The 14,027-nt window shown below is 56.9% G+C and carries 9 protein-coding genes; 6 read left to right on the top strand and 3 right to left on the bottom strand.

Annotation, left to right across the window (positions count from 1 at the left end; all coding sequences use genetic code 11):
* Window positions 1–254 precede the first annotated feature (254 nt).
* The 5 genes from ACA064_RS05655 to ACA064_RS05635 are packed head-to-tail and all read left to right on the top strand — an operon-like array spanning window position 255 to window position 8,659.
* Entirely contained in the window at window positions 255–2,555 is a 2,301-nt protein-coding gene (locus ACA064_RS05655; RefSeq protein ID WP_497672504.1) for a GGDEF/EAL domain-containing response regulator, read from the top strand.
* Window positions 2,555–4,429: a putative bifunctional diguanylate cyclase/phosphodiesterase gene (locus tag ACA064_RS05650; RefSeq protein ID WP_497672503.1), complete on the top strand. Its 1,875-nt coding sequence runs from the start codon at window positions 2,555–2,557 to the stop codon at window positions 4,427–4,429. The genes ACA064_RS05655 and ACA064_RS05650 overlap by 1 nt, the downstream gene beginning before the upstream one ends.
* Before the next feature lie 60 nt (window positions 4,430–4,489).
* Complete coding sequence (locus ACA064_RS05645; RefSeq protein ID WP_497672502.1) at window positions 4,490–5,449, top strand: cytochrome-c peroxidase; 960 nt, start codon at window positions 4,490–4,492, stop codon at window positions 5,447–5,449.
* Window positions 5,446–7,293, top strand: a complete 1,848-nt coding sequence (locus ACA064_RS05640) for a DAHL domain-containing protein (RefSeq protein ID WP_497672501.1) — start codon at window positions 5,446–5,448, stop codon at window positions 7,291–7,293. Before ACA064_RS05645 ends, ACA064_RS05640 begins: the two co-directional genes overlap by 4 nt.
* Window positions 7,253–8,659, top strand: a complete 1,407-nt coding sequence (locus tag ACA064_RS05635) for an ATP-binding protein (RefSeq protein ID WP_497672500.1) — start codon at window positions 7,253–7,255, stop codon at window positions 8,657–8,659. Before ACA064_RS05640 ends, ACA064_RS05635 begins: the two co-directional genes overlap by 41 nt.
* A gap of 9 nt (window positions 8,660–8,668) precedes the next feature.
* Here the strand turns inward: ACA064_RS05635 and ACA064_RS05630 are convergent, their stop codons facing one another.
* The 3 genes from ACA064_RS05630 to ACA064_RS05620 form a co-directional block, all read right to left on the bottom strand.
* Entirely contained in the window at window positions 8,669–10,168 is a 1,500-nt protein-coding gene (locus ACA064_RS05630) for a glucosyltransferase domain-containing protein (RefSeq protein ID WP_497672499.1), read from the bottom strand.
* 28 nt (window positions 10,169–10,196) lie between these two features.
* Window positions 10,197–11,150: a glycosyltransferase family 2 protein gene (locus ACA064_RS05625; RefSeq protein ID WP_497672498.1), complete on the bottom strand. Its 954-nt coding sequence runs from the start codon at window positions 11,148–11,150 to the stop codon at window positions 10,197–10,199.
* A 345-nt stretch (window positions 11,151–11,495) separates the two neighbouring features.
* Window positions 11,496–12,917: an amino acid permease gene (locus ACA064_RS05620; protein WP_497672497.1), complete on the bottom strand. Its 1,422-nt coding sequence runs from the start codon at window positions 12,915–12,917 to the stop codon at window positions 11,496–11,498.
* A 621-nt stretch (window positions 12,918–13,538) separates the two neighbouring features.
* Here ACA064_RS05620 and ACA064_RS05615 point away from each other — a divergent pair.
* Window positions 13,539–13,997, top strand: coding sequence for an REP-associated tyrosine transposase (locus ACA064_RS05615; RefSeq protein WP_497672496.1), 459 nt, complete (start codon window positions 13,539–13,541; stop codon window positions 13,995–13,997).
* Window positions 13,998–14,027 lie beyond the last annotated feature (30 nt).

Here is a 14,027-nt window from a genome sequence, read left to right as displayed (position 1 = left end):
CCTCATCTCAACACTGGGACATTGATTCTTTCGGCAATCTAAGGAAACGTCCGATACTCCCTGAGCCTGAGCTACAGACTAGACGATTTCACTGTTCGATGGCGATTTGACCTCAAGCATTCGACGAATCGTCGAGAGCAGGGCTATGCTCCAAGCTGCAAGGATCCAATGCCCGCGTTTGCATGCCGAACACTCAGGAAGGGATGCCATATGAATCTATCGCACATGACGGCTGTTTTCGTCGGTATACGCCGATGAAGGCTTCGCAGGAGCGGGTAAACCGACGAATCCTGATCGTCGATGACACCGCTTCGATTCACCAGGACTTTGGCAAGATCCTCTGCCCGAAAACGCTCGATGAGGACGAACTGAGCAGCGCCGAAGAGGCCCTGTTTGGCTCTCCGGTGGCGGTTGCCCAGCAGAACTTTGTCCTCGATTCAGCCTTTCAGGGTCTCGAAGCGTTGGCCAAGGTGGAGTTGGCACTGGCCAACGATGCACCGTATGCCATGGCCTTCATCGATATGCGCATGCCGCCCGGCTGGGACGGGCTGGAAACCATCGAGCGGCTCTGGCAAGTCGACCCCAGGCTGCAAGTCGCGCTGTGCACTGCGTATTCCGACTATTCCTGGGAAGACATCGCCGAGCGTCTGGACCTCGGAGACCGGTTGCTGATCCTGAAAAAACCCTTCGATGCCATAGAGATTCGCCAGATGGCCAGTGCGTTGACGGTCAAATGGCAGATGACCGAAGACGCCGCGTTGAAGATGAACCTGCTCGAACAGGCGGTCGAGGAGCGCACCCGGGAACTGTCCGACGCCAATATCATTGTGCAGAACAGCCCGACCATCCTTTATCGCCTGCGCGGTGAGCCGTCGTTCCCGCTGATGTACATCTCCCACAACATCACCAAGTTCGGTCATGTGGCGGCACAACTGGTGGCGTCAGCCAATTGGGCCAAGGAGCTGATTCACGCCGATGATCAGCAGAAGGTCGACGACGCCATGGCCCGGGTACTGGACAAGCACGCCGCAGGCGCGTCCATCGAGTTTCGCCTGCGCACCGGTGACGGTGCCTGGCGTTGGGTCGAAAACCGCTATATCCCGGTGCGCGATGCCGAGGGTCGGTTGCTGGAGGTCGAAGGGATCATTATCGACATCACCGAACGCAAAGTGGCCGAGGAGAAGATCTCCCTGCTGGCGCGCACCGACGGCCTGACCGGCCTGGCCAACCGCGCCACCCTGATCGAGCGCCTGCACCAGGCCTTCGCCGCGGCCCGACGCGGCGCAACGCCCTTTGCGATGTTCTATCTGGATCTGGATCACTTCAAACGGATCAACGACACCCTTGGCCACCCCGTGGGTGATCTGTTGTTGCAAGAAGTCTCCCGGCGCATCAAGGCCTGCGTGCGCGAAAACGATGTGGTGGCACGCCTGGGCGGCGACGAGTTTGCAATATTGCAACTGGACGTGGCCGATCCGACCCAGTCCGCAGCCCTGGCCGCGAAGGTCCGCGATGAACTGGTCGTGCCGTACTCACTCAGTGGCAACGACGTGCGGGTGTCGGTCAGCATCGGCATCAGTACCTATACGCCGGATAGCAGCAGCGCCGACAACCTGCTGATCCAGGCCGATATGGCGCTGTACCGCTCGAAGGAGAAGGGTCGCAACCAGTACCACTTCCACTCCGAGGAGATCAATCAGGAGGTGGTTGAGCGCATTACCCTGGCCAACGACTTGAAACAGGCCATCGAACTGGACGAGCTCGAATTGCACTATTTGCCTGAAGTCGATCTGGGTTCGGGAAAAATCCTCGGCATGGAAGCCCAGGTACGCTGGAATCACCCCGAACGCGGGCTGCTCGAAGCTGATGTGTTCCTGCCTGCCGCGGAAAAAACCGGAACCATCATTGCCCTTGGACATTGGCTTCTGGATAAGGCCTGCCAGCAGATGCGCCAATGGCGCGACCTGGACATGGCCCCCCCACTGATTGCGATAAAACTCTCTCTGGCCCAGCTAAAAAGTGGCCCGGAATTGATCTATGACGTTCTCAGGACCACAGCCCGCTGGAATCTGTGCCCTTGGGATCTGCGTTTCGACGTCACCGAAGCGACCCTGGCCCAGACCAAATGGACCCACAACGATGTGCTGCCACGCCTGCGCGAACTCGGGGTGAAGATCGCCATCGACGATTTCGGCACCGAATACTCCTCGTTCGACTACCTCAAGACCTATCAGGTCAATCACCTGAAAATCGCCCAAACGTTCATCGACAGCGCCACGCGGGATCCGGCCAGCGCCACGACCTTGCGCGCCATCATCAATTTCGCCCGGGATGTCGGCATCGGCATCATCGCCGAAGGTGTCGAAACCCAGGAGCAGCGAAGCTCGCTGATGTCCACCGGCTCGCCGATGAATGCTCAGGGTTACTACTTCAGCAAGGCCGTCAGCAGCCAGCAGGCCGCACAACTATTGATAGCCGGCAGCATCATCCCGCCTGCTGTCGACACCACGAGCCTTGCGCTCGAGGATTTGCCCCGCTCTTCGGAGGCCACGTGATGAAATCATCTTTCGCCCTCACCAATCGGCGCATCCTGATCATTGACGACACACCTTCGATCCATGAGGACTTTCGCAAGATCCTCAGTCCGGACCCGGCCAGTGAACTGACCCTGGCCTATTCCGAAGAGGCGCTGTTCGGCACTGTGCAACCCGCGCGGCCGACCTATCAGCTGGACTCGGCCTACCAGGGCCAGGAAGCCCTGGAACTGGTCGAACGAGCCTTGGCCGAGGGCCGGCCCTATGCCCTGGCATTCATCGATATGCGCATGCCGCCAGGTTGGGATGGCCTGGAAACCATCGAACGCCTGTGGAAGGCCGACCCCCACCTGCAGATCGCACTGTGCACGGCGTACTCCGACTACTCCTGGGAAACGATGACCGAACGGCTGGATTTCAGCGACCAGTTACTGGTGCTGAAAAAGCCCTTCGACAGCCTGGAAATACTGCAGATGGCCAGCGCCCTGACCTGGAAATGGCAGATGGCTCAGGATGCGGCGATAAAAATGCACAGCCTGGAGCGAACCATCGAGGAGCGTGTCCACGAATTGCTCAAGGTCTCTCACCTGCTGCAGTACGACGTGCTCACTGAATTGCCCAACAGCACCCTGCTCGGTGACCGGTTGACCCAGTCCCTGGCGCTTTCCCGGCGCCATCACAAACAGCTGGCAGTGATGTTTCTGGGGCTCGATCGTTTCAAGCGTATCAACAACGCGCTCGGCCATCCGATTGGCGATGAAATGCTCAAGCAGGTCGGCCAGCGGCTGGTGGCGACTGTGCGTGAATCCGATTCGGTGTTTCGTTACGGCTCCGACGAGTTCGTGGTGATCCTCGCCGATATCCATCATCCCCAACAGACCAAAGGCATCGCCGAAAAACTCCTGAGCGCCGTGAGTACCCCGCAGCACATCGCCGGGCATGACCTGAGCGTAACCGCGAGCCTGGGTATCAGTATTTATCCCGAAGATGGTTTCGATGCCCTGGCGTTGATCAAGAAAGCCGAAACCGCCATGCGCAACGTCAAGGAAAGTGCGCCGAACGATTTCGGCTTCTTCATCGACGACATGAATCAGCGCGCCCGTGAACAGCAAAGCATCGAGTCCGGCATCCGCCTCGCCCTGGAGCGCAAGGAGTTCGTCCTGCACTACCAACCCAAACTCGATCTCAAGTCGGGCAAAGTGGTAGGTGCCGAAGCGTTGATCCGCTGGATGAAACCCGGACACGGCTGGGTCTATCCGTCGGACTTCATTTGCGTCGCAGAAGACAGCGGCCTGATCGTCCCGTTGAGCAAATGGGTATTGGCCGAAGCCTGCCGGCAGGCCTGCGCCTGGCAGGCGGCAGGGCTGCCGTCGATCAGCATGTCGGTGAACATTTCCGCGATCGATTTTCGTCAGCGTGGGTTTGTCGACGGTATCGTGCAGATACTGGAACAAACCGGCCTTGATCCGTCGTTGCTGGAACTGGAGATTACCGAAAGCGTGCTGATGCAAAACGTCGATGCCACCGTGGCGACCCTGCGAACCATCAAGGCCCTGGGCGTACGGCTGGCCATCGATGACTTCGGCACCGGCTACTCCAGCTTGAGTTACCTGCGCCGGTTTCCCATTGATGTATTGAAGATCGACCAGTCCTTTGTTCGCGGCCTGAGCACCGACAGCAATGACGCCGCCCTGGTCAGTGCCATTATCAGTCTGGGTAAAAGCCTCAACCTGAACATCATTGCCGAAGGTGTGGAAACCCTCGAACAACTGGACTTTCTCAAGGCGCATCAGTGCGAGGAAGGCCAGGGATACTTCTTCAGCAAGGCCGTAGAGGCTCAGGCCTTCGCCAAGCTCATGACCACACAAGGACTGCGCGCATCGCCGGACGAATAGACCAACACGAGGCACGTTCAGGTCTCACGACACTCAGGCACCCGGCCAAGGAATCATCAGATGTCGCCATATGCAACCCTGCTGTTCTTCACCCTATTGCTCGGGGCTTGCATGAACGCGAGCGCCGATCCACTCAATGAACCGCTCAAACCACTGCCGCCGGTTCCTCACCAGGATCCCCAGCGTGTCGAGTTGGGTCGACAGTTATTCAACGACACACGTTTATCGGTCAATAACAGCCTGTCCTGTGCCAGTTGCCATCGCCTGGAAAAAGGCGGTGCCGATGACAAGCCGTTTTCTCTCGGCTTCGATGGCAATCCGTTGGCGGTCAACACCCCCAGCGTGTTGAATTCCAGCCTGAACTTCAGGCAGTTCTGGAACGGTCGGGCCGATACCCTGGAAGCGCAGGCCCATGACGTCGTGCAAAGCCCCACCGAGATGGCCAGCAGCTGGGAACACGTGGTCCGGACACTGTCCGCCGACCCGGCCTACCGCTCGGCCTTCACCACGGCTTACCCCGACGGTCTGACGGCAGCCAATGTGCAAAACGCCCTGGCGACCTTCGAACGCACCCTGCTCAGCGGCAATTCACGCTTCGACCAGTACCTGTTGGGTGATACCGACATTCTCACCCGGGAAGAAAAATACGGTTACCAACGCTTCAAGGACTATGGCTGCATCGCCTGCCATCAGGGAGTGAACATTGGCGGCAACATGTTCCAGAAGTTCGGAGTGATGGGCGATTACTTTCAGGCCCGGGGCAACCCGACCGAGTCCGATCTGGGACGTTATCTGGTGACCAAGGATGAAGAGGACCGCAATGTGTTCAAGGTTCCCAGCCTGCGCAATGTCGCGTTGACCGCACCGTACTTTCACGACGGGTCGGCCAGGACTCTTGAGGATGCGGTGGACGTGATGTTCAAGTATCAGCTGGGGCGCATCCCTTCCGAACAGGACAAGGCCTTGATCACTCAATTCCTCAAAACCCTGACCGGTGAATCGGGAGGCAAACGGCTATGAGAAATTCTCGCCGGTTCAGCCAGCTGTTGCTCACGAGCATGAGCGTACTGCTCGCCTCAATACTGGTGTTCCTCTACCTCAAGTCCAATGCCGATCAAACCTCGACCTATACCGAATCACGGGACTTGATCCGTCAGATAAATCAATTGGATGCGCAGTGGGAAACCGAAATCCTCAAGGCCAGGATCGCTATCAGCCACAATTATGATCCCCTGGTTTTACCGCTGACCGAAATGACCAGCCTTTGGGCCAGGTTCGAGACGATGGAATCCAGTCATGGCCGCAATGACTCGCCGCAATGGCATGCCAGCCATGAAGCCTATCTGAATGCGATCAAGGAAAAGACCCGGTTGGTGGAGCGGTTCAAATCCCACAACGCCGTGTTGCGTAACTCCCTGGCGTTTCTACCGACCGCCGCGGACGATATTCAAGGCCCGCTCGCCCGCCTCGAGGACGCTGACAAACTGCAGCTGCAAAATGTCGCCACCGACACTTACGACCTGATGCTCAGCAGCCTTGAGTTTGCGCAAGTCACTTCCGATGACAAGGCCGCCGACATCCTGGTTGGCCTCAACAAACTGGCGGTGAACAAGGAGCGTCTACCGGCGGAGTTCCATAGCCCGGTGGAGATTCTCAGCAATCACATCGCCCTGGTCCTGCGCGAACAACCGGTGGTCAACGGCTTGCTGGAGCGGATCGCCGCGATTCCGGTAGCCGAGAGCCTGGATGCAATCACCAACCAGCTCAATAGAGACCAGCACCGGGCCGACGCCATCAAACAGAAATATCATTTTTACCTGCTGGTGTTCTCGTCGCTGCTGGTGGCCTTGCTGTTGTACCTGGCCAGTCGGCTGCTGCGCAGCTTTACCGAGATCAACCGCGTCAACAAGGCGTTGCAAGCAGCCAATGAAAGCCTCGAACGACGGGTTGAAGAACGCACCCGCGAACTCAAGGACACCCAGAGTGAACTGCTGGACACCGCGCGCCAGGCCGGGATGGCCGAGATCGCGACCAACGTGCTGCACAACGTCGGTAATGTGCTCAACAGCGTGAACATCTCCGCCGACCTGGTCACCCGCAAGCTGCGCACCAGTAAAACGCTCGGGTTAGGCAAAGCCATGCAGTTGATCAATGCGCACCCGCACGACCTCGGCGAGTACATAACCCAGGACGAAAAAGGCAAGCTGCTGCCGGGCTACCTGAACCAGTTGGTCGAGGCTATCGCCACCGAGCAACTGAGCATCGCTGACGAACTGGCACAATTGAGCAAAAGTGTCGATCACATCAAGGACATCGTCGCCACCCAGCAGTCCTACGCCGGCGCCTCCAGTCTGGTGGAACCGCTGTACGTCAGCGAGCTGCTCGAAGACGCCTTGCGCATGAACTCCGGCGCCCTGACCCGGCACCATGTGACGGTGGTCAAGGACTACAGCGATGTGCCGCGAGTGATGGGCGATAAACACCGGCTGCTGCTGATTCTGATCAACCTGATCAGCAACGCTAAATACGCGATGTCCGACCTCAGTGATCGGCCGCGGCAAATGACCCTCGGGGTGAAGGTCGTCGACCACGCCACCTTGCAGGTCAGCGTCAAGGATGAAGGTGAGGGAATCGCGCCGGAAAACATGACGCGGATCTTTGCCCACGGCTTCACCACCCGCAAGGAAGGTCACGGTTTCGGCCTGCACAGCTGTGCCCTGGCCGCCATCGAGATGAACGGCCATCTCGCCGCCTACAGCGACGGGCCGGGCAAGGGCGCGCTGTTCACCTTGCAAATCCCGTTGATAACCGCAGAGGTCAAGCATGAACAATCTGTCGAACCGGCGTATTTTGCTGATCGATGACACGCCTTCGATCCATGATGACTTTCGCAAGATCCTCACCCCTGCAGTGCAACACAACGTCGACCTGGACGACATGGAAGCGGCGTTGTTCGGCAGCGAGATCAAGCGCACCGGCACCGCGTTCGAACTGGATTCGGCCTATGGCGGCCAGGAAGGATTGAGCAAGCTGCGTGAAGCCTTGAACAACGATCGGCCGTACGCGCTGGCCTTCGTCGACATGCGCATGCCCGAGGGTTGGGATGGCGCGCAAACCATCGAACAGCTGTGGAAGGCCGACCCGCATCTGCAAGTAGTAGTCTGCACTGCGTATTCCGACTACTCCTGGGAAGAACTGCTGGAGCGTTTGCAAGCCCACGACCGATTGCTGATCCTGAAAAAGCCCTTCGATAATATCGAGGTTCAGCAGATGGCCAATACCCTCACCACCAAGTGGGAAATGACCGAGCGCGCACAGATGCAGATGAGCCATCTGGAACAGATGGTCGAACAATGGACTCGGGAATTCAGACTAGCCAGCGAGGCCCTGCAGCGGGAAACCGATGAACGCAAACTGTTGGAAAACCAGCTGATGCAATCGGAGAAGCTGGCCTCCCTGGGCCAGTTGGCAGCCGGCGTCGCCCATGAAATCAACAATCCCACGGGCTTTATCTCTTCGAACCTCGGCACGCTGGACGGCTACTTTAAAAACCTGCAGGAAATGCTTAATGCCTATCAGGATGCCGAAGAGGCTATCGGTTCCCAAGAGCTCCTGGACCGCCTGAAAAGCCTGCGAGAACGGATTGAACTGGACTTTCTCAAGGAAGATATCCCGTTGCTGATCAAGGAGTCCAAAGAAGGCATCGGTCGCGTCGGGCAGATCGTCAAGGACTTGAAGGACTTTTCCCGGGTCGACTCCAACCAGGACTGGCAGTGGGCCAACCTGCAACAGGGCATCGACTCGACCCTGAACATCGTGGCCAATGAGCTCAAGTACAAGGCCAACGTCATCAAGGAATACGTGCCGGTGCCGGAGGTCGAATGCCTGCCTTCGCAAATCAATCAAGTGTTCATGAACCTGATCGTCAACGCCGCCCAGTCCATTGGACCGGAACGCGGCACTATCATCATCCGCAATGGGGTTGAGGGAGACACTGTCTGGGTGGAAGTGGCCGATAACGGTGCAGGCATTGCGCCGGAATGCTTGCAGAAAATCTTCGATCCGTTCTTCACCACCAAACCGGTCGGACAAGGGACGGGGCTGGGCCTGTCGCTGTCCTACGGCATTGTGAAAAAACACCGTGGGGAAATTACCGTGAGCAGTGAAGTCGGTGTCGGGACAACGTTTCGGGTGGCGTTGCCGGTAAGGCAGTTGAAAGCGAATGCCTGAAAGCTACGATCAACGCTTTTCGAAGCGGGACGGCTCTTTCATGACGATAAAACCATAATCCCCTACCAGGTAGATGTTATAGAACTTGCTATCCACCACTGGTGGATACCCTCTGTAACCTACCCGCGTCGCGTTCCGCCGTTCCTTTTCGGTGACCACATTGGTGATGCCTACCCTGGGCAGATTCTCACACAACATGAAAAAATCCACGTTGAGGATGTACTCCAATACTGGCATCAATTCAAAGGAGCCTCTGGCCCCCGGCAGCCAGTGATCGGAATAGGTAATCGACATATATATTCGCCTGGCTTCGCGCAGTTGCCGATGGGACGCAATGTCGTGTCCAAGGGAAAACAGCATGCTGTCGGCGAATTCTTTCTGCACGTTCAGAACACGTCCATAGGCAAAGGACAGCGAAAGCATGCTCAGCAGAGGAATCGCCAGCAGCATACCCAGGCGCGGATGAATCGCCCTCAGCCATAGATGACTCAGATAAAACAAAAACACCAACAGCACCGCAAACCCCATCAAGGTTCTCGCGCCTTCATTGAAATCCCTGAACACCAGCGCGGCTCCCGAAACCAGCAGCACCAGCGCAGGCAGGGTCAGGAGACAGATCAAACCGAGCAATACTTTCTTCGGGGCACTGTCTTTTCGTTTCCGCACCGTCAGCCCTACCCGCACGGCCCCGGCTGCGGCACAAAAAAGCACAGCCCACAGCAACCAGAAATTTGCTCCATGGAACAGCAGTGAAATTTTGCTGTTCAGAATCGCGATATTGGCTTCAACCTGGTCAACTCCATTCATCCCCCAGTCCAGCAGCGGCAGGCGCTCCTGAATGATGAACGGATAAGCGAGCAGATAATAAACCAGCACCCCCACTAGCAGCTGCGCAAGCTTGCACTTGATCAACGAACACAACGAATCCCATGACGCCCCCTCATTGACCGCTCTGATCAACTCGACACAGCAAAGTCCCAGAAATACATTGATGCTCAACTGATAAAGCCCCAATCCCAGCGTTATTAACATCCCCGGCACCACGACTTGCAGCACTACCGACTTTCCACGAAAAGTAATCGCATAAATAACCGCCACCAGACTCAAGGTCATGGCGGGCCCATCATATTGATAGGACAGGTTCTGCAGAAAAAACGGGTTATACCAAAGGGGCAGCAGTACAAAACAGCATGAAACAGTCGGTTCTTTGTAGTAATGCATCGTCAGGCGAGTCAACGCCAGGGCGATGGCCAGCGCTGCAATTAACAAGGGCAATGGAAAAATATTCGGTGCACCCGTGGAAAACGTCAACGCATTGTAGAAAACCTCGGTAAACAATCGTCCTTGATTTGCCCAAGCCATTCCAGCGGACAAAGATCGCCAGTTATCATCGATATAGTAGTGGTCTGCCAACACCAGAGGAACGATGTAGATAAAAGCGGCAAATAAAAACAACAGCAGTACTTCACGCGCTATCAACTTCTTGTCGAAATACCTCGCCAGCCTCATGTCAACGCCCCTTTCTCAGCCCTGAACCTCACTGAGTTTTTTTTAGTCCCAATCTGCTTTTGCCTCCGACAATATCTTTCACCACATACCTTGGCCGATGTTTTGATTCGATGTAAATCCGCCCGATATATTCTCCAAGGATGCCTATCCCAATGAGCTGTACGCCGCCCAAAAAAAGAATGGCGGTCATCAACGAAGGGTAGCCCGGCACATTGTTGCCAAAGAAAATCTTGTCCAACACCATATAAATGGCATAAAAGATCGCAAACAACGAAATCATGCCACCGACATAAGTCCATAACCGCAGCGGCACGGTACTGAAGGAAGTAATACCTTCAAGGGCCAGATTCCACAGCTTCCAACCATTAAATTTACTCTTTCCGGCCACCCGTACAGCCCGTTGATATTCGATGACCACTGTATTGAATCCCGCCCACGACAGGACGCCCTTCATAAATAGCTGATGCTCTGGCAGCGTACGGATTACATCCACGACCTTGCGGTCCATCAACCGAAAATCGCCGACGTTCTCTTCGATCCGGGTGTAGGCGATCCTGTTCAGCAGGTGATAGAACAGCGCCGCGCCATGCCGTTTCAGGTAGCTGTCGGCCGTGCGGTCACGGCGTTTGGCAAGAACCACATCCGCCCCGTTCTGCCATTCCTGGATCAACCGGGGAATCACGCTGATCGGGTCCTGCAAATCGACATCCATCGGAATGACCGCGTCACCGCTGGCGTACTCGAGCCCGGCAAATAACGCCGGTTCCTTGCCGAAGTTGCGCGAGAAATTGATCACCAGCACATCGTCATCGACCAATGCCAGGGCTTTGGCCTGCTCAGCGGTCTGGTCGGAACTGCCGTCGTTGACGAAAACGATCTCGACCTCGCAATCGTCGAGCGACAATTGCTGACGGACAGCCTGATAAAACAGGTTGATCGCCTGTTCCTCATTGAACACCGGAACGATCAGCGAGACTTTCACGCCTCACGCTCCCGAAAAATGAAACACTTCGAGTAAAAGAAAGGTTTTATACCCATGGCGCTTATTTCCGGCCTGTCTGCTGACACCTGTTCAATGAATACAGGCATTGATACATGTCCATTCGAACGGCATCTTCGTGTTCGAAGAAGACATTCCTGACGCACCGTTCCTTGCGAACACTGCTGCGGTTTTCAGACCGGGTGGGCTATATGCAAGCTAGGCAGCGTTGGATCACTTGTCTAATTTCGGTGCTGCGAACAGACCGGTGGGCCGGCGATCTTTTGATCCAGAAATGCAAAAGCCCCGATCATCCGACCGGGGCTTTTGCTTTTGCAGCGCTACAAATCAAGAAGCTGTACGCACCGCGCCTTGCACGGCATTGGTCGGTTGCAGCTTGAAGGCGTAGAACACCACCGTCAGCAGCACCAGGAATGCCGGGCCGACATACAGGGCGATGCGGGTGTCCGGGAAGTAAGCCATCAGGCCGACCACCAGCGCCAGGAATGCCAGTGCCAGGTACGAGCTTACCGGGAACAGCCACATGCGGTATTTGAGCCCCGCACGTTCAGCCGGGCTCAGGCCTTTGCGGAACTTGAGCTGAGCCAGCAGGATCATCGCCCAGGTCCAGATCGCGCCAAAGGTGGCGATGGCGGTGACCCAGACAAAAACCTTCTCCGGTACCAGGTAGTTGAGCAACACGCCCAGCAGCAGTGCACCAATCGACAGCAGCAAGGCGCGACGTGGCACGCCGTTGCTCGAGGTCTTGGCGAAGCCCGCCGGAGCCTGGCCGTTCTGCGCCAGGCTGTAGAGCATGCGACCGGTACTGAAGATGCCACCGTTGCAAGACGACAGTGCCGCGGTGATCACCACGAAGTTGATGATACCGGCGGCGGTCTTGATGCCCAGGCGCTCGAAGGTCATCACGAACGGGCTGCCTTGGGTGCCGATTTCATTCCACGGGTAGATCGACAGGATCACGAACAACGCACCGACGTAGAACAACAGGATGCGCCAGAACACCGAGCCGATCGCATTCGGGATGGTCTTCTGCGGGTTCTTCGCTTCACCGGCGGTCAGGCCGATCATCTCGACGCCCAGGTAGGCGAACATCACCATTTGCAGGGACATCAACACACCCTGCACGCCATTAGGCATGAAACCGCCGTGGCTCCACAGGTTGGAAATCCCCAGCGCCACGCCGTCGTTGCCGAAACCGAAAGCAATCACGCCAATACCGCCGACGACCATCGCGATGATGGTGACGATCTTGATCAGGGCGAACCAGAACTCGAACTCACCGAAGGCCTTGACTGCAATCAGGTTGATCGAGCCCATGCTTACCAGGGCCGCCAGCGCCCAGATCCAGCGCGGCACATCGGGGAACCACACGCCCATGTACACCGCCACCGCAGTGATTTCCGCAACGCAGGTCACCAGCCACAGGAACCAATAGTTCCAGCCAGTCAGGAAGCCCGCCAACGGGCCGAGGTAGTCTTGCGCATAACGGCTGAAGGAACCGGCTACCGGGTTATGCACGGCCATCTCACCGAGGGCGCGCATGATCACCAGAATCGCCAGACCGCCGATGATGTAGGACAGCATGATTGCCGGGCCGGCCATCTCGATGGCCTTGGCCGAACCGAGGAACAGACCGACACCGATACAGGCGCCGAGCGCCATCAAGCGAATATGCCGTTCGCCGAGTTCGCGTTTGAGCGGGCCGCCCTGAGCGGTCTCGCCTTGGGGCAAGTGGTTGCCGACTGGCATAGGGATACAACCTCATCTTGTTATTGGATATGAACCACCGAGCGTTCAGCGTACGGGCGGATAACCTGTACGCGCTCAACCGGGCCGACCTTGTGGGCCGACCAGTCTTGTAGGACAAAACCTACGAGATCAGCGGGGCGTGCAGTATAAAAAGCTCTGGAGAGGGTCTTTCACTATATAAACGATTAGATTCAGCGAGAACTCGCGGTAAAAGCGCCTCTGACGGAGGGGCATTACCTGGATTTTGAGCGTCATCCCACCTTAAAACCGGCGCGAAGTATTGCACAGCAATGGTGCATCGTCATGTCCCTACCCATGCTGTTTTTACCTATTAAAGGCTCTACCTCAATACTTTCAGGTTCAGGCGACGCTAATCCCTGTGGCGAGGGGGCTTGCCCCCGTTCGGCTGCGCAGCAGTCGCAAAACCTGCATCCGCGATTTGTCTGAATAAAATGCATCAACCTCATTGGGACCGCTGCGCGCTCCAACGGGGGCAAGCCCCCTCGCCACAATGAATCTCTAGACAGTCTTGAAATATCCACACACCAGTCCGAACGTCAGCCCAAGCCCTGGGCTGCTAGCGTCAAACACTGACCATCATCTGATCAAGGAAGCAAAGGATTGCCTTCCAGACCAAACTCACACCGCCTACGCCTCGGTCGACACTCGGAACAAGGTCGGGCCTACCTGATCACCATCGTCGTTCACCACCGCCGACCGTTATTTTCCGATTGGCGGGTGGGACGTCTGGTTGTTGCTGAACTGAAACATGCACACGACCAGGGCTGGGTCGACTCAATGGCCTGGGTGGTCATGCCAGATCACCTGCATTGGTTGTTTCAGCTGAGGGAAGGAACTCTGGGGCAGGCAATCGGAAGCACAAAATCACGCAGCGCCTTGGCCGTCAATAGAACAACGAATAACCAAGGGCCTTTGTGGCAAAGCGGCTATCACGACAGAGCCGTGCGCGATGGCGAAGATATACGGCATATGGCGCGCTACATCGTCGCCAATCCCTTGCGCGCGGGGCTGGCAGAGAAGATCGGCGACTATCCGCTCTGGGATGCTTGCTGGCTGTGACAGTCCCGCACATTCCCGAGCCATGACTCA

This window comes from Pseudomonas sp. LBUM1658 (genome assembly GCF_059716055.1).
This window is presented reverse-complemented; position numbering and strand designations above follow the sequence as displayed.

What these genes read in the sequence shown, in the direction of transcription:
- ACA064_RS05655 (WP_497672504.1), top strand. Translation starts at nt 255, where the DNA reads ATGAAGGCTTCGCAGGAGCGGGTAAACCGACGAATCCTGATCGTCGAT.
- ACA064_RS05650 (WP_497672503.1), top strand. Translation starts at nt 2,555, where the DNA reads ATGAAATCATCTTTCGCCCTCACCAATCGGCGCATCCTGATCATTGAC.
- ACA064_RS05645 (WP_497672502.1), top strand. Translation starts at nt 4,490, where the DNA reads ATGTCGCCATATGCAACCCTGCTGTTCTTCACCCTATTGCTCGGGGCT.
- ACA064_RS05640 (WP_497672501.1), top strand. Translation starts at nt 5,446, where the DNA reads ATGAGAAATTCTCGCCGGTTCAGCCAGCTGTTGCTCACGAGCATGAGC.
- ACA064_RS05635 (WP_497672500.1), top strand. Translation starts at nt 7,253, where the DNA reads ATGAACAATCTGTCGAACCGGCGTATTTTGCTGATCGATGACACGCCT.
- ACA064_RS05630 (WP_497672499.1), bottom strand. Translation starts at nt 10,168, where the DNA reads ATGAGGCTGGCGAGGTATTTCGACAAGAAGTTGATAGCGCGTGAAGTA.
- ACA064_RS05620 (WP_497672497.1), bottom strand. Translation starts at nt 12,917, where the DNA reads ATGCCAGTCGGCAACCACTTGCCCCAAGGCGAGACCGCTCAGGGCGGC.